Genomic DNA, 17,139 nt, shown 5'->3' on the forward strand with positions numbered 1-17,139 from the left:
TCTCCCGTCTAGCCCGCCGTCACTCCTGCCACCACTCCGCGTCGTCCTCGCTCTTGGCCTCGACCTTGGGAGCGGGCGTCGTGGGCGGCGCGACCGGCTCGGCGGCCGGCGCGGCGATGGCCGGCTTGGCCGGGGCCGCGGCGACCGCGGGCTCCGGCTCCAGGCCCGGCAGGGCGGCGCCGCCGAGCAGCTGGCGCAGCTGGGCCAGGTGGCTGGTGATGCTGTCTCGCTGCCTGGTCAGCTCGTCGACCTGACGCTGCATCGTGGTGCGGGTGCGCTCGGCGTCGTTCTTCGCCTCGGTGACGATCGTCTCGGCGCTGGTCTTGGCCTCCGACATGATCGTCTCGGCGCTCTTGCGGGCGTTGGCGACGAGCTGCTTGGCGTGCAGGTCGGCCTCGCGGCGCGTCTGCTCGGCCTGCTGGGTGGCCTTCGTGGCGCGCGACTCGGCCGTGGCGGCCCGCTGCTCGGCCTCGGCGACCATCTTCTGCGTGTTGGCCTGGGCGGTGGCGTGGCGCTCGGCCTCCTGGCGCTCGGCCTCCTCCCGGCGGGAGGCGAGCTGGATCTCGAACTCCGCCTCGTCCTGGGCCCGCTTGGCCTCCGACTCCTCCAGCACCCGCTGAGCCTGCGCGCGCATCTCGTCGGCCTGCCGCTTGGCGGTGGTCAGCACCTCGTCGCGCTCGCGCTTGGTCGAGGCGCGCAGCTGCGCCACCTCGCGCTCGGTGGTGGTGCGCAGCTTGGCGATCTCGCGCTCGGCGTCGGCCCGCTTCTCGGCCACCTCGTGGTCGGCGGTGGCCCGCAGCTTGGCGGCCTCGCGCTCGGTGGTGTTGGTCAGCTCGTCGGCCTCGCGGCGGGCGGTGGAGCGGATCTCCTCGGCGTCCCGCTCGGCGGTGGAGCGCATGTCGTCGCTCTCCCGCGTGGCCTGGGCCCGCTTCTCGGCTGCCTCGGCCTCGGCGGCGGCCCGCAGGTCGGCGGCCTCGACCTTGGCGGCGGCCTTGATCTCGTTGGCCTCGGTCCGGGCGGCCTGCACGAGCTCGGTGGCCTGCTCCTCGGCCAGGCGCAGCAACTGCTCGATGCGGGCGCCGAGACCGGAGTACGTCGGACGCTCCTGCTCCTGCAGCTGGCGCTGGGAGTCGGACAGATCGCGCTGCAGGTTGGTGACCTGCTCCCTGGACTGGCGTAGCTCCAGGTCGAGCTGCTTGAGGTGGTCGTGCACCTGGTGCCGGTCGTAGCCCCTGAGCACGACGTCGAACTCGCGTGCCGGGGCGTCCTCGAAGAAGTTGTTGAGCTGGGCGTCGATGTCGGACTGCATGGAGGCTCGATCCTGGGTTGTCGAGACGGCTACACGGGCCGGACGGGGGGTTCGGGGCAGCCGAGCCAGGAGCCTGTGCCTCGCGGCAGGCTCCCTGTCCGGTGGGAAGCCAGCGTACTCCGCTGGTGCCACCTTCGGGCCCCGTCCAGCTTTCTGCGTGACTAGTTACTTATGTACGAAATTTCCGTTTGCTAGCGCGAGGCCGCTTGGACCAACTCGGTGAGCATTCCTCCCACATCTTTGGGGTGCAGGAACGCGATCTGTGACCCCATCGAACCGTGCCGCGGACGTTCGTCCAGCACCCTCACGCCCTTCTCGTTGATCTTAGTCATGGCCTCGGCGACGTCGGAAACCCCAAATGCCACATGGTGGACACCTTCGCCCCGTTTGGCGAGGAATTTCCCCACGGGCGAGTCGTCGGAAAGCGGTTCCAGCAGCTGGATGTAGGAGCCCCCGCCCTCGCCGTCGGCGATGTGCAGCATCGCCTCCTTGACGCCCTGCGCCTCGTTGACCTCGCGGGCCACGACGGTCAGCTCGAACGTCTCCGAGAAGAACGCGATCTTCTCCTCCAGGTCGTGGCAGGCGATCCCGATGTGGTCGATGCGCATGAACATTGTGTGGCCTACCTCCATAGCGGGCGAGCTCCTACTCGTGGGTATGGTGTCAAAGAACCCCTCGTGAGCACAGGAGGCCGCCGCCAATGTCCAGTTCCGTCATCGTCGCCGGAGCTCGTACCCCCATCGGCAAGTTGCTCGGCGCCCTGTCCGGGCTGTCCGGCGTGGAACTGGGTGGCATCGCCATCAAGGCCGCCCTGGAACGTGCCGGAGTGGCCCCCGAGGCCGTCGAGTACGTGATCATGGGTCAGGTGCTCCAGGCGGGCGCGGGCCAGATCCCCTCCCGCCAGGCCGCCGTCAAGGCCGGCATCCCGATGACCGTGCCCTCGCTGACGGTCAACAAGGTCTGCCTGTCGGGCCTCGACGCCATCGCCCTGGCCGACCAGCTCATCCGCGCCGGCGAGTTCGACATCGTGGTCGCGGGCGGCATGGAGTCCATGACCAACGCCCCCCACCTGCTGCCGGGGCTGCGCAAGGGCGTCAAGTACGGCGGCTCCGAGGTGGTCGACTCCATGGCCCACGACGGCCTGTTCTGCGCCTTCGACCAGTGCGCGATGGGCGAGTCGACCGAGCGGCACAACGCCCGGCTCGGCATCGCCCGCGACGAGCAGGACGCCCTGTCGGCCCGCTCCCACCAGCTCGCCGCCGCCGCCACCAAGAACGGCGTCTTCGAGGAGGAGATCGTCCCGGTCGAGATCCCGCAGCGCCGCGGCGAGCCGGTGATCGTCCGCGAGGACGAGGGCATCCGCGGCGACACCACCGCCGAGACGCTGGCCAAGCTGCGCCCGGCCTTCGCCGCCGACGGCACCATCACGGCCGGGTCGGCCTCGCAGATCTCCGACGGCGCCTGCGCCGTGGTGGTCATGTCGAAGGCCAAGGCCGAGGAGCTCGGGCTGCCGTGGCTGGCGGAGATCGGCCGGCACGGCAACGTGGCCGGGCCCGACGCGTCCCTGCAGTCGCAGCCGGCCAACGCCATCAAGCACGCGCTGTCCAAGCAGGGGCTGACCGCCGACGACCTCGACCTGATCGAGATCAACGAGGCGTTCGCGAGCGTGGTCCTGCAGTCGGCCAAGGAGCTCGGCGTGCCGCTGGACAAGGTGAACGTCAACGGCGGCGGCATCGCGCTCGGGCACCCGATCGGGGCCTCGGGGGCGCGGATCGTGCTGACGCTGGCGTACGAGCTGAAGCGGCGGGGCGGCGGCCTCGGGGCGGCCGGCCTGTGCGGCGGCGGCGGGCAGGGCGACGCGCTGATCATCCGCGTGCCCTGACCCGTCCAGGCCCCACCCCGTCGCTGTCGTCGGGTGGGCCTGTCTCCTGCCCCCTGTGCGCGGTCGCCGGTCAGGGCGCGGTCAATGAGCCGCGCCCTTGCCCGTGTGCCGCCCGCCCGCCGGGACCAGCTCGCACACGCCGTCGGTGCACTGGCGCTGCATGCGTCCCATCGAGACGAGCTGCACCAGCGCCATCACCCAGCACGCCGGGCACCCGCGCAGGGCGATCGCGCCGGGGACGGCGAGCACCAGGCTGACCGGCCCGGTCCACGGGATCAGCGCGATCGAGGCGATCAGCGCGCCGAAGCCCAGCGCGCCGCGGGCCAGGTGACGGGGCAGTGACGTCCCCGCGGTGGGCTCAGTCATGGAGGGCTCCTTGGGACAGCAGGCCGTGCACGGTCGCACGGGCGCGGTGCAGGCGGGACTTCATCGCCGGGACGCTCAGCCCGAGGGCGTCGGCGACCATGCGGCCGCTGAGTCCCTGGACGTCCCGCATGATGAGCACCCGCCGCTGGTCGGCGGGGAGTGCCGCGATGGCCTCGGCCACCCGCGCGGCCTCCAGCCGTTCGAACATCTCCTCCTCGGCCGACTGCGCGGCGGCCGAGGTGGGCGCGGGCGGTTCAGGACGCAGCATCAGGCGGGCCCGCCTGATGCACTCGTTGCGGATGATCCGGAACATCCACGAGGCCAGCGCTCCGGACGCGCGCAGGGTGCCGATCTTGCGGTACAGGACGATCAGCGCCTCCTGGGCGGCGTCCTCGGCGTCCTCCGGCGTGGCGCACAGCGTGTGGGCGAAGCGCCGCACGTGCGGGTGGGCGCCCGACACCAGCGCGGCGATCGAGTCGGCGTCGCCGGCCCGGGCCGCGTTGATCAGCTGCTCGTCCGACCAGGCGCGCCCGCCGCCGGCCGGCGCCGGCGCCGGGGCGCCGGGCGCGGCGGCCGTGCCGAGGCGCTGCGGGTCAGCCACGTTCCTTGCTCCTTCGCCGCAGTACGACGACGCACGTGCAGATCAGTACGGCCGCAGCGCCGGCCGCGATGGCGATCACCATGATGGTCTCCCATTGTCTCGTTCCGTTGTACGGACATGAGAGGCGCCGACCCCCGAAAAGGATTCAGGAGGCGCGGGTGAAGTCCGCCGTCCAGTTGGTCTCCCAGGTCGTCCCGCCGTCGGGGGAGAAGCGCTGCTCCCATCGGCACGACTCGGCGGTGATGTCCGACCAGACGTAGGCGACCTTGATCGGCCTGCCGTCGTACACGTCGTCGCAGGTGAACAAGCCGACTCCGGTGTCGTCGAAGCGGCCCACGACGGGCGGCAGGGACATGCCGGTGGCGCTGCCGGCCCAGTAGAGCGACCAGGTGCCGGCCGCCTTGTCGTACAGGCGCAGGGTGACCCCGGCCGAGCCCTCGCTGGGGAAGGTGACCTCGTCGATGTTGCCCGCGCCGTCCAGGACGCTCCAGCACCTGGTGCGGCCGGTGAACTCGTACCATTCGTCGCTGCCGGCCAGCGCCTTGCGCAGCCGTCGCTGCCGTGAGGTCCAGGTGCCGACGAAGAAGTCGAAGCTGTTGTCCATGCCCGGACGGTATGCGCCGATCCCTGACATCTTCCGTCAGTGTCCTGCCCACGCCGTACGAGCCCCCGCGACGTACGGCGTGAACGCGCGAAACCCCGGTCCGACCAGGAACGGGACCGGGGTGTCGCTGACGCTGCGCTCGCGCCGGCCAGGAATCCGGCGCCGGACGCGCCCCCTAAGGGGGCATCTCAGCCCGGCCGCGAGGGAGGTTGCGGCCGGGCTGCTTGTGGACGGTCATGAAGCCAGGAACTTGGCGAAGACCGAGCGGTGGCGACGCTCGGAACGCTGTCCCTTCAGCGCTTCCCGTACGCGCCGCTGCTCGGCGGCGGCCCGACGGAGTTCGGCGGCGTGGTGCTGCATGACGGAGTACTCGAGTTCGGCGTTCATCCGATGCTCCCGCTGTTCGTGTTTCCTTGTTCCCTGCACTCTTAAGACTCCTCCTAAGGCCCCTCCCGCCACATCGGGCGGATGTCCTATCTGCCGGGGTTCGGGCAGGTAGGGAGGTACTTAGGCAGACACGCCCATGGACTAAGGACGCCTCGGCATACCTAGGCGGGAACGCGGACGGGCCGCCCCACCCGAGGTGGAGCGGCCCGCAGGCAGGGTAAGGAGGCGCGTCAGGGCGCGTCGGTGAACTTCACGGTCACCTTGGCGAACCCGAGCGACTTGAGCATGCCGGTGAGCATCGCTCTGGTGTTGGCGTCGGCCCGCGCCCGCAGGTCGCTGGCCACGGCCGCCTCGGTGATCTTCTTCTCCGCCAGCAGGTAGAGCTCGCGCTGGTCGCCCGGGGAGCCCGACAGGAAGTCCTGGACGCGGTCGAGCAGGCCGCGCTGCTGGGCGAACACGTACGAGCGGCTGTTGTCCAGGTTGGGCTTCTCCAACTGGGCGCGCGGGAGGCGGACGGTGGCCTCGGTGCGCTCCTTGTTCACGGTCACCGCGCCCGCCCCCATGGCCGAGAAGTCGACGTAGGCGTCGACGCCGCCCGCGCCCACGAACAGCGTGCGGGTGCCCTTGACCGCGTCGGGCAGGAAGTTGGCGTCCTTCTCCAGGTCGACGACGACCTGGAAGGTGCCCGTGGCCGCCTCGAACCGGCTGAGGTCCTTGATGGACTGCAGCAGCACCGGCTGGCTGCGGTCGACGGTCTGCTCTCCGAACGGGTTGAGCCAGGTCCAGGCCAGCCGGCCGCCCACCACGAGCAGGACCGCCAGGACGAGGAACCCCGCCGCGTATCGCCACCTGCGCCGCCGCCGGGGAGCCAGGTCCGGCGACGTCGTCTGGGAAGTCGTCATGGGGCATGACTACCCGCTCGGCGATCATCAGTGCCACCCGCGGGGTGACATCTTCGTCCTCAGCCGGTGGTGCCCGCCGTGCCGGGGTCGGGATAGACCGGGTAGACGTGGCTGCTCTCGGGCGTGGCGCCGGTGGGGGGCGTGATGACGGCGGTGGGGGCCGGACCGCCGCCGAAGTGCGTGCTGGACAGGCGGCACGCCTGGAAGTCGCTGTAGAACATGCGCAGCCACTCCCTGCGCTGGTGCTCGTCGAGACCGGAGAACCAGGACGCGGCGTACTGGTGCTCGGGCAGCGGGCCACCGGGCAGCGGCTCGCCGCGCAGCCAGGCCATCACGATCTCCCGGTAGCCGTCGGCCGGCGTGCCGGGGCAGCGGGCGGCCAGCGCGTCGATGTACTCGTAGGCCGCCTCCTCGGCGAACCCCGCTGACAGGTCGGGCACGTGGATCGGCGCCAGGCCGTTGGAGGGCTTCAGCGGCTCGTCCAGCGGCCGCTGCTCCACCCGCGTGAACGCGGCCGGCGTGCCGGCCAGGCGCGAGGCGATCTGCGTGAACACCGCGCCCAGCTCGGTCTGCCCGGCCCGCATCCCGGGGTGCAGGCAGACCGTGATCGGCCACTCCTGGCAGGCGTAGGCGATGTCCTCGGCCGCGGCCGGCTTGGGATGGGCCAGCATCCGCGACACGCCCATGCCCGCGGCCAGCACGGCCAGCAGCGCGCACGCCAGCACCAGGGCCTGCCTGGTCACCAGCGCCGCCCAGCCGAGCAGCAGCGCGCAGGTGATGCCGAGCAGCCAGATCGTCTGGTCGAAGAACGGCGCCCCGCCCAGCCCCTGGAACAGGTCGTACGGCTCGCCCGTGCCCGGCACCAGCCGGTCGGCCAGCCCCCGGTCGTCGGCCAGCCAGGAGAAGGCGACGTAGCAGGCCAGCCCCGTGATCGGCGGCGTGAGCGCCTTGGGCACGACCCAGCCGGCCACCCACCCGATCACCGCGTAGAGCGCCAGGCCCGCCATGCCCATGCCCAGGCCGGACAGGCTGAGCCGCCCCGCCTGGTCGGTGAGCACGGTCTTGACCGCCAGCACCAGCACCGTCGCGCCGAACGAGCCCAGCACCACCACCACGATCGCCAGCGGCGCCTTGAGCGCCCGCCACGTCGTGAGCGACCGCCCGCGCAGGGCGCGCCGCTTGCGCAACGCCACCCACGCGGCGAACGCGGCCGCCACCGGCCCGGTCATCCGCAGCGAGCCGATGACCGCGGCCAGGATGTTCTCCCACGCGTCGACGCCGGGTATCAGGACGTTCCACGCCGCGACCAGGCCGAGAGCGAGCAGCACCGCCACTGTCACGGCCGCGCTGTGCTTCAGCTCCTCGCGTGTAACGCCCGAGTGCTCACGCACCCTGTATCCCGTTGATGTTCACCAAGCACCCCCCGTGCCCTCGGCAAAGCGGAAGAATGCCAGCCCAGACCCGTCCCCACGGCAGATGGACTTGGCTTCCGCGTCACCTTACGTGAGAGAACCATAACGGAGCGTGATGATTGACGGTCGGATTCTTGGTCAAGCGGTGAAGCCTGTCGCTCCAGGTAGCCCGACGAAACCGGGACGAGAGGCACGCTACCGTAGCGCTGTGTCCCAGCCGAAGCCGCTCAATCTGCCGTTCGATCCCATCGACCGCGCCGCGGAGAGCTGGCGTGCCCGCTTCGGGCCTTCCTCCGCGATGGCCGCGGTCACCTCGATCATGAGAGCGCAGCAGATCCTGCTGTCGCAGCTCGACTCGCTGCTGAAACCCCACGACCTCACCTTCGCCCGCTACGAGGCCCTGGTCCTGCTGACCTTCAGCCACACCGGCTCGCTGCCGCTGTGGAAGATCGGCGAACGGCTCATGGTCCACCCCACCAGCGTCACGAACACGGTGGACAGGCTGGAGAAGTCCGGGTTCGTCTGCCGCCTGCCCAATCCCCGCGACGGACGCGGCGTGCTGGCCGAGATCACCGGCAAGGGCAGGGAGGTCGTGCGCCGGGCCACCGACGACCTGATGGCCGCCGAGTTCGGCCTCACGATGTACGCCGAGGACGAACTCCGCCAGATCTTCGACCAGCTCCGCACGCTGAGGGTGGCGGCGGGTGACTTCGCGGGCCCGTCCATGCGGCAAGATGAGGAGCATGGCGGACTTCTCTAGGCCCGGGTCGCTCTACGGAGCTGTGGACCTGGGCGCGCGCAAACAGGCACTGGAGGCCCAGGCCCGGCGGGAGGCCGCCGGTCCCCAGGGGGCCACCTCGGCCTCGGTCGTCGACGTGACCGAGGAGACGTTCACGACGGACGTCATCGACCGGTCGATGACCGTGCCGGTGGTGCTCGACCTGTGGTCGCCGAGGGCGCCCGGCAGCGCCCAGCTCAGCCCGGTGCTGGAGAAGGTGATCGGCGACCTGGGCGGCCGGGCCGTGCTGGCCAAGGTCAACGTCGACGCCAGCCCCCAGATCGCGCAGGCGCTGCGGGTGCAGGCCGTGCCGACCGTGCTGGCCATCTTCCAGGGGCAGGCCGTCACCGGCTTCCAGCAGGTGCTGCCCGAGCAGGAGGTGCGCCGCTGGCTCGACGAGCTGATGGGCGCGGTCGAGCAGTTCTACCAGGCCAACCCCGACGCCCGGCCGCCGGCGGCCGAGGAGGGGCCGCAGGAGCCCGCCGGGCCGCCCGCCGACCCCGACCTGGTGGCGGCCGAGCAGGCCATCGACGCGGGCGACCTCGACGCGGCCGAGGCGGCCTACCAGCGCCTGCTGGCCCGCGTCCCCGGCGACGAGGACGCCAAGATGGGCCTGGCGGGCGTCGGCCTGATCAAGCGCACCTCCGCGGCCGACCCGGCCGACGTGCAGCGGCGCCTCCAGGACCCGTCCGACATCGACGCGCAGCTGCTGGCCGCCGACCTGGAGATGCTCTCCGGCGCGGTCGACGAGGCGTTCGAGCGTGTCGTGGCCGTGGTCAAGCGCACGTCGGGCGACGACCGCGACCGGGCCAGAAAGCACTTGCTCGGACTTTTCGACGCGTTGCCGTCAGACGACCCATCTTTGGCGAAAGCGCGTAGAGCATTGGCGAGCGCCCTGTTCTAACCTGGGGGTATGCGGGTCGTCACGATCTCCGCGACCTACGGCACGGCCGGCAGCCACATCGGCCCGGCCGTCGCCGAACGGCTCGGCGTGCCCTTCGTCGACCGTGCCATCCCCAGCGCCGTGGCCAAGGAGCTCGGCTGCACGCTGGAGGAGGCGCTGGCCCACGACGACCGCGCCGAGCACGGCCTGGGCAGGCTGCTGTCGGGCGCCATCCGGCTGCCCACGGTCACCTTCGGCGGCGTGGACATGTACGTGCCCGGCGCGATGCCGCTGCCGCCCGAGGAGTTCGTCCGGCGCACCGAGCGCATGATGAAGGAGATGGCCCTGGCCCAGGGAGGCGTCTTCCTGGGCCGCGCCGGCGCCCTGGTGCTGGCCGACCATCCCGGCGCCCTCCACGTCAGGCTCGACGCGCCGCTGAAGCGCCGGGTCCGCCAGACGGCCACGCTGAGCGGCACGAGCGAGCGGGAGGCGCGGGCCGTCGTCGAGGACAACGACCGGGCCAGGACGGCCTACGTCCGCCACTTCTACCGGGCGGATCCGGGTGATCCGTGCCACTATCACCTTGTGCTCGACAGCACGACGATTCCCGTCCCCGCGTGTGTCGATCTCATCGTCACCGCAGCGACGGCACTGGGTTGACCTGATGCCCCCTATCCTTGGATGACTTCTTGGTCAGTCCCGAAGGAGCGATTGACGTGGCGACCGTCCCGAGTGTGTCGTACTCCATAACCGTGCGTCTCGAGGTGCCCGCAGGCGGCAAGGCCGTGAGCCAGCTCACCCACGCCGTAGAGTCGGCCGGAGGCGTGGTGACCGCCCTCGACGTCACCAACGCGGGCCACGAGAAGCTCCGCATCGACGTCACCTGCGCCGCGCGTGACACCGACCACGCGCAGGCCATCGTCGACCAGCTGGAGGCGGTCGAGGGCGTCGTCATCCACAAGGTCTCCGACCGCACGTTCCTCATGCACCTCGGCGGCAAGATCGAGATGAAGTCGAAGGTGCCGCTGCGCAACCGCGACGAGCTGTCCATGGCCTACACCCCGGGCGTGGCGCGCGTGTCGATGGCCATCGCCAGGAACAAGGAGGACGCGCGGCGCCTGACGATCAAGCGCAACTCGGTGGCCGTGGTCACCGACGGGTCGGCGGTGCTGGGCCTGGGCAACATCGGGCCGGAGGCCGCGCTGCCGGTCATGGAGGGCAAGGCGGCCCTGTTCAAGCGGTTCGCGGGCATCGACGCCTGGCCGATCTGCCTCGACACCCAGGACGTCGACGAGATCGTCCGCACGGTGCAGCTGATCGCGCCCGGGTTCGGCGGCATCAACCTGGAGGACATCGGCGCGCCGCGCTGCTTCGAGGTCGAGCGCCGGCTGCGCGAGCTGCTGGACATCCCGGTCTTCCACGACGACCAGCACGGCACGGCGATCTGCGTGCTGGCGGCGCTGACCAACGCGCTGCGCGTGGTGAACAAGTCCATCGAGAACGTCAGGATCACGATGGCCGGCGCCGGCGCGGCCGGGAACGCGGTGCTGCGGCTGCTGCTGGCCGCCGGCGCCCGCAACGTGGTGGTCTGCGACTACCTGGGCGCCGTGCACAAGGGCCGCGACGACCTCGACGACTCGCTGCGCTGGATCGCCGAGCACACCAACGCCGACGGCTACGCGGGCGACCTGCGCGGCGCGGTCAAGGACGCCGACGTGTTCGTGGGCGTGTCCGCGCCCGGCATCCTGACCGGCGACGACATCGCGACGATGGCCAAGGACTCCGTGGTCTTCGCGCTGGCCAACCCCGAGCCCGAGGTCTCGCCCGACGACGCGCGCGAGCACGCCGCCGTGGTGGCGACCGGCCGCTCCGACTACCCCAACCAGATCAACAACGTGCTGGCCTTCCCGGGCGTGTTCCGCGGCCTGCTCGACGCGCAGGCCGGCGGGGTGACGCAGGAGATGCTGCTGGCCGCGGCGGGCGCGCTGGCGGCCGTGGTGACCCCGGAGGAGCTGGGCCCCAACTACATCGTGCCCAGCGTCTTCCACCCCGACGTGGCGACGGCGGTGGCCGCCGCGGTCCGCGAGAGCGCCGGCGGCCGGGCAAGAGGCTTCACCGAGGCGTGACGCGCAGGGGCCGACCCGGCAGGCTCGGCCCCGCACCCGGACGGCCCACAGAGCGAGCCGTCACGGCGGCGCGCCGGTGAAGGGTCAGCGGGCGTGACATGGAGGGCCACCAGCCGGAGTACGGCGGGTGGCTCGACCACGCGAAGCCGTGAAGACGGAAAGCGTGCAAGGGCCGTGAAGACGGAAAGCGTGCAAGGGCCGTGAAGACGGGAAAGCTCCCGCCTACCGGGTGACGGCGGGGATGAGGCGGTAGCTTTCCTGGAAGACCAGGTTGTGGGCGTCGGCGGCGGCGATGGCGCGCAGGGTGGTGAGCTGGCCCGCCGCGTCCGAGTGGTCGAAGACGTTCAGCGGCCAGTCGCCGACCGTGTTGCCGCGCAGGTGCGGGTGGTGGAAATCGGCGCCGTAGTGGGCCACGATCGCGATCGGCAGGATGTCCTTGTCGCGCTGCTCCGGCCACGTGAGCGACCACATGGCGTTGAGCCCGCCCTCCTGAGACCTGGTGAGCCCGCTGGCCACCACCTGCCCCGTGCCGAGGAGCAGGTCGGCGTTGAACTCGTCCAGCGTCGCCCGCGCCACCGGGTCGAGCAGCTCGACCGCTGTGGCGAACAGGCGTTCCTTGTCCTCCCGCGCGGTGACGCCGCCGTGGACGCCGTCGCGCAGGTCGGTGAAATGCCTGATCAGAGCCTCGTTCATGGCAGTGCGCATGCCTACCCCCTTCCCCCGGGACGGGGGCGACACCCCGTGCGGCGGCGATCCGCCGCACGGGACGCGCGGGTCAGGCGGCGAACGGCGCCGGACGCCGGTCGCGGATGCTCAGCTCGTAGATCTTCTCGTAGCCCATGGCCATGCCGAGCGCGTCGAAGTTGCGCTTGACGTGCATGCGGCAGTCGGCCGGGTTCAGGCCGCCCGCGGCCTCGACCGCCTCGGCCAGGTCGGCGGGGTCGTCGCAGACGTAACCGGTGATGCCGTCGACGAGGACCTCGCCCACGGCGCCGCCCCGCAGCGCGACCACCGGGGTGCCGCTCGCCATGGCCTCGATCATGACCATGCCGAACGCCTCCTCCCGGCGGCTGGGGAAGAGCAGGCAGTGGGCGTCGGCCAGCAGCTCGCGCTTGCGCGCTCCGTCGGCCTCGCCGACGTAGACGGCGTCGTCGCCGAGCCGGGGGCGGATGTGGCGGTCGAAGTACTCGTGCTCGGACGGCTCGTTCAACCGGCCGGCGAGCACGATGCGCCGGCCGGCCCGCCGGGCGGCGTCGATGGCCAGGTGGGCGCCCTTGCCGGGGCTGAACCGGCCGAGGAAGAGCGCGTAGTCCTCCTTGCGCTCGCGGAAGGGGAAGCTCTTCAGGTCCACGCCGTTGTGCACGGTGCCCAGCCAGTTGAGGTCGGGGGCCTGCATACGCTGGAACGTCGAGGTGGACACCAGGCCGATGGAGTCGCCGAGCCGGCGGTAGCGCTCGGCCTGCTCGCCCGAGGCCGGGCCGTGCACGGTCGTCACCGTCGGGATCCGGGGGTTCAGGGCGGTCACCGAGCCGGCCGGGGAGTGGTCGTGGACGACGTCCACGTCCAGGTCCGCCGGCCGGACGTCGGGGACCGCCGCCCTAGGGGCGGGTTCGTCGAGCGGGTGGGAAGGCGGCTCGGTGTAGGCGGCCAGGACGTGCGGGGACGTGCCCGAGCGGCCCGCGCCGATCAGGGTGACCTGGTGGCCCAGTCTGAGCAGGGACCGCGCGAGGTCGTCCATCATGACCTTGACACCGCCGTACGAGCGGGGCGGGTTCTCGAACCGCGGGGGAGCCACCATCGCGATGTGCAGCCGGGACTTGGCGGACATGACGTCACCTCCGTAGGGGCGGCAGAAGAGGGTTCGGCCGGTAGGCGGCCCGCCGCCTCGTCGGGAGGCGGCGGATGCGCCATCTCGGATTCCCCGTACCGGCCGCTTCGAACCTGTGAACTGCGGTGACGTTCGTCGCAGCCGCGGCGGCGGGGCGCCGCCGCGGCCCGGGTGACGGTCAGGAGAGGAGCTGCTCGATGCGGGTGCGGACGTCGGGCGTGTCGAGGCCGCGCACGGTGAGCGTGGTACGGCGGCGCACGACGTCGTCGACGGTGGCCGCCCACTCGTGGTCGCGGGCGTAGACGGCCTGGGCCCAGATGTCGGGCCCGTCGGGGTGGATGCGCTCGCCGAGCGAGGGGTCGTCGCGGATGAGCCGGGCCACGTCGAAGGCGATCGTGCCGTAGTGGGTGGCCAGGTTGCGGGCGACCAGCGGGTCCATGCGGGCGCCCGGCTCGCGTTCGGTCCACAGGCGCATGGCGACGGCGTCCGGGCTGGCCAGGCCCGGCAGCGGCACGGCGGGCAGGATGTCGGCCAGGTCGTCGCCGAGCGGCCGGCCCGGCAGGCGGGAGAGGGTCTCCAGGACGTGCCTGCCGATGTGCCGATAGGTGGTCCACTTGCCGCCCGCGACCGACAACATGCCGCCCGCGCCCCTGGTCACCACGGTCTCCCGCTTGGCGGCCGACACCTGCCCGGGGCCGCCGGGCAGCACGCGCAGCCCGGCGAAGGCGTAGGTGATGTCCTCACGGCGGAGCTGGCAGTCGCGTACGGCGTGACCGGCCTCGTCGAGGATCTGGGCGATGTCGGCGTCGGTGGCGCGCACGTCGGCCGGGTCGCCCTCGTAGGCCTCGTCGGTGGTGCCGAGCAGCAGGTGGTCCTCCCACGGGATGGCGAAGGAGACCCGGTACTTGTCGATCGGCGTGGTGAGCGCGGCCTTCCACGGGTCGTGGCGGCGCATGACCAGGTGGGCGCCCTTGGAGAGCCTGATGCTCGGCGCCGCGTGCGGGTCCTCCATCCGGCGCAGGTGGTCCACCCACGGGCCGGTGGCGTTGAGGACGAGCCGGGCGTCCACCCCGAACTCGGTGCCGTCGAGGCGGTCGCGCAGCTCGGCCCCGGTCACGTTGCCGGTCGCGTTGCCGCCCGACTTGCGCAGTCCGACGACCTCGGCGTGGTTGAGCACGACCGCCCCCGCGTCGACGGCCGCGCGCACGGTCATGACGGCGACGCGGCTGTCGTTCATCTGGTGGTCGCCGTAGACGGCGGCGGCGCGCAGACCCTCGCTGCGCAGCGCGGGGACGCGGGTCATGGCCTGGTGCGGCGTGATGACCTTGCCCATGCCGTCGCCGAACACCGACAGCGCGGAGTACAGGAAGACGCCGGCGCCGAGCTTGGCCGCGCCGTGCGGGCCGCCCTTGTAGATCGGCACCAGGAAGCTGAGCGGTTTGACCAGGTGGGGCGCGATGTCGGCGGCCAGGGCGCGGCGTTCGCGGTGGTTCTCGGCGACCAGCTTGACGTTGCCGGTCTGCAGGTAGCGCAGGCCGCCGTGGACCAGCTTGGACGACGCGCTGGAGGTGGCCCCGGCGAAGTCGCCCGCCTCGACCATCGCCACCCGCAGCCCGGCCTGCGCGGCCATCCAGGTGACGGAGGTGCCGAGGATGCCGCCGCCGATCACCAGCAGGTCGTACGTGGCGCGGGAGAGCTCGTGCCGGATCTCGGCCCGGTCGGCGCCGATGGCGATGTTCATGACGTGCTCCAGTCCTACTGTTCGACCCAGTCGAGGGTGCGGGCCACGGCCTTCTTCCAATTGCGGTACTCCCGCGCCCGGACCTGTTCGTCGATCTCCGGCCGCCACTCCGACGCCTTGTGCCAGTTGGCGCGCAGGCTGTCGAGGTCGGGCCAGTAGCCGGTGGCCAGGCCGGCGGCGTACGCGGCGCCGAGCGCGGTGGTCTCGGCGACCATCGGCCTGATCACGGGAACGGCCAGCACGTCGGCCAGCGTCTGCATGAGCAGGTTGTCGGCCGTCATGCCGCCGTCGGCGCGCAGCGTGGTCAGGTCGAGGCCGGAGTCGGCGTTCATCGCGTCGACGACCTCGCGGGTCTGCCAGGCGGTGGCCTCCAGGACGGCCCGTGCGATGTGGCCCTTGGTGACGAACCCGGTCAGCCCGGCGATCACGCCGCGCGCGTCGGAGCGCCAGTGGGGCGCGAACAGCCCCGAGAAGGCCGGGACGAAGTAGCAGCCGCCGTTGTCGTCGACGGTCTTGGCCAGCGTCTCGATCTCGGCGGCGCTGGAGATCAGGCCCAGGTTGTCGCGCAGCCACTGCACCAGCGAGCCGGTGACGGCGATCGCGCCCTCCAGCGCGTACGTGGCCGGGCCGTCGCCGATCTGGTAGCCGACGGTGGTCAGCAGGCCGTGCCGGGAGACGACGGGGTCCTGGCCGGTGTTCATCAGCAGGAAGCTGCCCGAGCCGTAGGTGCTCTTGGTCTCGCCGGGCTCGAAGCAGGTCTGGCCGAACAGCGCCGCCTGCTGGTCGCCGAGCGCGGAGGCCACCGGCACGCCGGCCGCGGTGTGGCCGTAGACCTCGGCGGACGGGCGGATCTCCGGCAGCATCGCGCGCGGCACGCCGAGGGCGGCGAGCAGGTCGTCGTCCCAGCTCAGCGTGTGGATGTTCATCAGCATCGTGCGGCTGGCGTTGGTCACGTCGGTCAGGTGGCGGCCGGTCAGGTTCCACAGCAGCCAGCTGTCCATCGTGCCGAACAGCACCTCGCCGCGCTCGGCCCGCTCGCGCAGGTCGTACGCGTCGAGCAGCCAGCGGATCTTGGGCCCGGAGAAGTACGTGGTCAGCGGCAGGCCGGCCTTCTCCTTGAACAGCCCCTCGTGCTCGGCGAGCGCGCGGGTGAGCGCGTCGGTCCTGGTGTCCTGCCACACGATCGCGGGGCAGACGGGACGCCCGGTCTCCCGGTCCCACAGGACGGTGGTCTCGCGCTGGTTGGTGATGCCCAGCGCGGCGATGTCGAGCCCCTCGGTGGCCTCGGCCATGACGGTCCGGACCGACTGCCAGATCTCCTCGGCGTCGTGCTCGACCCAGCCCGGCTTGGGGAAGATCTGGCGGTGCTCGCGCTGGGCGACGGTGACGATGTTGCCGGCCTGGTCGAAGACGATGCACCGGCTGGACGTGGTGCCCTGGTCGATGGCTGCGATGTAGTGCGGTCGAGGCACGAGGTTCCTCGCTTGGGAGTCGGGGTTCGACATTGTCGAACGATGTGAGCGATGTTACGTGTTTGCCCCGGTGTTGTTCAACCGGTCATCTGGCCAGATCGCGGGTGATCGCGCGGGCGGCGTCGCGGACGTAGGAGACGTACTCCATGGTCAGGGCGCCGTCGGAGGTCAGCCGTTCGACCGCGCCGCGGATGCCGATGGCGCCCACCACGAGGCCGCGCGGGTCCTTGATCGGGGCGGCGATGGCGACCTCGCCCTCGGTGAGCTCCTCCATCTCGGCCGCCCACCCCCTGGCCCGGACCTGCTCCAGGTCCTCCTCCAGCTTGGCGGCGTCGACCAGCGTCCGGTCGGTGTACGCCGGCAGCGGCGGGGCCGCGAGCGACTCCCCGTACGGGTCGTAGGCGAGCAGCACCTTGCCGAGCGCGCTGGCGTGCGTCGGCAGGTAAGTGCCGACCTGGAGGGTCTGCATGCTGTCGTCCGGGCGGAACACGTGGTGGATCACCAGCACGTGCCCCTCGTGCAGGGTGCCGATCCAGGCGCTCTCCCTGCTCCGCCCGGCCAGGGCGTCGGCCCAGTTGATCGAGCGGGTGCGCAGCTCGTTGACGTCGAGGTAGCTGCTGCCCAGGTGGAGCAGGGTGGCCCCGAGCCGGTACTTGCCGGTCGCGGCGTCCTGCTCGACGAAGCCGACGCGGACCAGCGTGCGCAGGATGCCGTGGAGCGTGCCCTTGGGCAGGCCCAGCGCCCTGGCCAGCTCCGCCACGCCGAGCTGGCGGGGGCCGGATGCGAGCAGCCGCAGGATCGCGGCCGCCCGTTCCACCGATTGAATCGTCTCTCCCACGGCGGCCACC

Annotated in this window: 18 protein-coding genes; 5 read left to right on the forward strand and 13 right to left on the reverse strand. The window is 71.7% G+C overall.

The window, feature by feature from the left end:
• Positions 1-19: 19 nt before the first annotated feature.
• Together ACIBQ6_RS42430 and mce are read right to left on the reverse strand one after the other, a co-directional pair.
• Positions 20-1,309: a DivIVA domain-containing protein gene (locus ACIBQ6_RS42430; RefSeq protein WP_352350042.1), complete on the reverse strand. Its 1,290-nt coding sequence runs from the start codon at positions 1,307-1,309 to the stop codon at positions 20-22.
• A 191-nt stretch (positions 1,310-1,500) separates the two neighbouring features.
• Positions 1,501-1,923 carry a methylmalonyl-CoA epimerase gene (gene mce, locus ACIBQ6_RS42435; protein WP_352350044.1) on the reverse strand — a complete coding sequence of 141 codons (423 nt, stop codon included), beginning with the start codon at positions 1,921-1,923 and terminating at the stop codon, positions 1,501-1,503.
• 86 nt (positions 1,924-2,009) lie between these two features.
• Between mce and ACIBQ6_RS42440 the strand changes: the two genes are divergently transcribed.
• Entirely contained in the window at positions 2,010-3,191 is a 1,182-nt protein-coding gene (locus tag ACIBQ6_RS42440) for an acetyl-CoA C-acetyltransferase (RefSeq protein ID WP_358283483.1), read from the forward strand.
• A gap of 81 nt (positions 3,192-3,272) precedes the next feature.
• On the opposite strand, the gene ACIBQ6_RS42445 is transcribed toward ACIBQ6_RS42440, so the two are convergent.
• The 6 genes from ACIBQ6_RS42445 to ACIBQ6_RS42470 all read right to left on the reverse strand — a co-directional run bounded on the left by ACIBQ6_RS42445 (position 3,273) and on the right by ACIBQ6_RS42470 (position 7,442).
• Positions 3,273-3,557, reverse strand: a complete 285-nt coding sequence (locus ACIBQ6_RS42445; protein ID WP_358283485.1) for a hypothetical protein — start codon at positions 3,555-3,557, stop codon at positions 3,273-3,275.
• Entirely contained in the window at positions 3,550-4,158 is a 609-nt protein-coding gene (locus ACIBQ6_RS42450) for an RNA polymerase sigma factor (protein ID WP_397218621.1), read from the reverse strand. The genes ACIBQ6_RS42445 and ACIBQ6_RS42450 overlap by 8 nt, the downstream gene beginning before the upstream one ends.
• Before the next feature lie 145 nt (positions 4,159-4,303).
• The gene (locus ACIBQ6_RS42455) at positions 4,304-4,762 is read right to left on the reverse strand and encodes a hypothetical protein (RefSeq protein ID WP_358283488.1); all 459 of its coding nucleotides are present in this window, start codon (positions 4,760-4,762) and stop codon (positions 4,304-4,306) included.
• 234 nt (positions 4,763-4,996) lie between these two features.
• Complete coding sequence (locus ACIBQ6_RS42460; RefSeq protein WP_352324303.1) at positions 4,997-5,149, reverse strand: hypothetical protein; 153 nt, start codon at positions 5,147-5,149, stop codon at positions 4,997-4,999.
• Positions 5,150-5,379: 230 nt separating this feature from the next.
• On the reverse strand, positions 5,380-6,051 hold the full coding sequence (locus ACIBQ6_RS42465; protein WP_397218622.1) for a DUF4230 domain-containing protein: 672 nt from the start codon (positions 6,049-6,051) through the stop codon (positions 5,380-5,382).
• Positions 6,052-6,110: 59 nt separating this feature from the next.
• Positions 6,111-7,442: a hypothetical protein gene (locus ACIBQ6_RS42470; RefSeq protein WP_358283491.1), complete on the reverse strand. Its 1,332-nt coding sequence runs from the start codon at positions 7,440-7,442 to the stop codon at positions 6,111-6,113.
• Between the two features lie 229 nt (positions 7,443-7,671).
• Between ACIBQ6_RS42470 and ACIBQ6_RS42475 the strand changes: the two genes are divergently transcribed.
• Genes ACIBQ6_RS42475 through ACIBQ6_RS42490 form a run of 4 tightly spaced genes read left to right on the forward strand, consistent with a single transcriptional unit; the run spans position 7,672 to position 11,250 of the window.
• Positions 7,672-8,223 carry a MarR family transcriptional regulator gene (locus ACIBQ6_RS42475; RefSeq protein ID WP_358283492.1) on the forward strand — a complete coding sequence of 184 codons (552 nt, stop codon included), beginning with the start codon at positions 7,672-7,674 and terminating at the stop codon, positions 8,221-8,223.
• Positions 8,207-9,145 (forward strand): tetratricopeptide repeat protein, encoded by a 939-nt coding sequence (locus tag ACIBQ6_RS42480; RefSeq protein ID WP_358283494.1) that lies wholly within the window; start codon positions 8,207-8,209, stop codon positions 9,143-9,145. Before ACIBQ6_RS42475 ends, ACIBQ6_RS42480 begins: the two co-directional genes overlap by 17 nt.
• Before the next feature lie 9 nt (positions 9,146-9,154).
• Positions 9,155-9,784 carry an AAA family ATPase gene (locus tag ACIBQ6_RS42485; RefSeq protein WP_397218623.1) on the forward strand — a complete coding sequence of 210 codons (630 nt, stop codon included), beginning with the start codon at positions 9,155-9,157 and terminating at the stop codon, positions 9,782-9,784.
• 56 nt (positions 9,785-9,840) lie between these two features.
• Complete coding sequence (locus ACIBQ6_RS42490) at positions 9,841-11,250, forward strand: NAD-dependent malic enzyme (RefSeq protein ID WP_352326154.1); 1,410 nt, start codon at positions 9,841-9,843, stop codon at positions 11,248-11,250.
• A 222-nt stretch (positions 11,251-11,472) separates the two neighbouring features.
• Here the strand turns inward: ACIBQ6_RS42490 and ACIBQ6_RS42495 are convergent, their stop codons facing one another.
• From ACIBQ6_RS42495 to ACIBQ6_RS42515, 5 genes are all read right to left on the reverse strand, one after another.
• A complete protein-coding gene (locus ACIBQ6_RS42495; RefSeq protein WP_352326153.1) occupies positions 11,473-11,955 on the reverse strand; it encodes a hypothetical protein in 483 nt (160 codons plus the stop codon).
• A 70-nt stretch (positions 11,956-12,025) separates the two neighbouring features.
• Positions 12,026-13,078: a glycosyltransferase family 4 protein gene (locus ACIBQ6_RS42500; RefSeq protein WP_397218624.1), complete on the reverse strand. Its 1,053-nt coding sequence runs from the start codon at positions 13,076-13,078 to the stop codon at positions 12,026-12,028.
• Between the two features lie 178 nt (positions 13,079-13,256).
• A complete protein-coding gene (locus ACIBQ6_RS42505; protein ID WP_397218625.1) occupies positions 13,257-14,819 on the reverse strand; it encodes an FAD-dependent oxidoreductase in 1,563 nt (520 codons plus the stop codon).
• A gap of 14 nt (positions 14,820-14,833) precedes the next feature.
• Complete coding sequence (gene glpK, locus ACIBQ6_RS42510) at positions 14,834-16,324, reverse strand: glycerol kinase GlpK (RefSeq protein WP_397218626.1); 1,491 nt, start codon at positions 16,322-16,324, stop codon at positions 14,834-14,836.
• Positions 16,325-16,376: 52 nt separating this feature from the next.
• Positions 16,377-17,129 (reverse strand): IclR family transcriptional regulator, encoded by a 753-nt coding sequence (locus ACIBQ6_RS42515; protein WP_352350074.1) that lies wholly within the window; start codon positions 17,127-17,129, stop codon positions 16,377-16,379.
• Positions 17,130-17,139: the final 10 nt, after the last annotated feature.

This window comes from Nonomuraea sp. NPDC049655 (assembly GCF_044465465.1).
Classification (GTDB): domain Bacteria; phylum Actinomycetota; class Actinomycetes; order Streptosporangiales; family Streptosporangiaceae; genus Nonomuraea.

Excerpts from the sequence above, each read along its gene's own strand:
- ACIBQ6_RS42465 (WP_397218622.1), bottom strand. The coding sequence starts at position 6,051 with ATGACGACTTCCCAGACGACGTCGCCGGACCTGGCTCCCCGGCGGCGG.
- ACIBQ6_RS42460 (WP_352324303.1), bottom strand. The coding sequence starts at position 5,149 with ATGAACGCCGAACTCGAGTACTCCGTCATGCAGCACCACGCCGCCGAA.
- ACIBQ6_RS42500 (WP_397218624.1), bottom strand. The coding sequence starts at position 13,078 with ATGTCCGCCAAGTCCCGGCTGCACATCGCGATGGTGGCTCCCCCGCGG.
- ACIBQ6_RS42445 (WP_358283485.1), bottom strand. The coding sequence starts at position 3,557 with ATGACTGAGCCCACCGCGGGGACGTCACTGCCCCGTCACCTGGCCCGC.
- ACIBQ6_RS42485 (WP_397218623.1), top strand. The coding sequence starts at position 9,155 with ATGCGGGTCGTCACGATCTCCGCGACCTACGGCACGGCCGGCAGCCAC.
- ACIBQ6_RS42480 (WP_358283494.1), top strand. The coding sequence starts at position 8,207 with ATGGCGGACTTCTCTAGGCCCGGGTCGCTCTACGGAGCTGTGGACCTG.
- glpK (WP_397218626.1), bottom strand. The coding sequence starts at position 16,324 with ATGTCGAACCCCGACTCCCAAGCGAGGAACCTCGTGCCTCGACCGCAC.
- ACIBQ6_RS42430 (WP_352350042.1), bottom strand. The coding sequence starts at position 1,309 with ATGCAGTCCGACATCGACGCCCAGCTCAACAACTTCTTCGAGGACGCC.
- ACIBQ6_RS42440 (WP_358283483.1), top strand. The coding sequence starts at position 2,010 with ATGTCCAGTTCCGTCATCGTCGCCGGAGCTCGTACCCCCATCGGCAAG.
- mce (WP_352350044.1), bottom strand. The coding sequence starts at position 1,923 with ATGTTCATGCGCATCGACCACATCGGGATCGCCTGCCACGACCTGGAG.
- ACIBQ6_RS42505 (WP_397218625.1), bottom strand. The coding sequence starts at position 14,819 with ATGAACATCGCCATCGGCGCCGACCGGGCCGAGATCCGGCACGAGCTC.
- ACIBQ6_RS42495 (WP_352326153.1), bottom strand. The coding sequence starts at position 11,955 with ATGCGCACTGCCATGAACGAGGCTCTGATCAGGCATTTCACCGACCTG.
- ACIBQ6_RS42455 (WP_358283488.1), bottom strand. The coding sequence starts at position 4,762 with ATGGACAACAGCTTCGACTTCTTCGTCGGCACCTGGACCTCACGGCAG.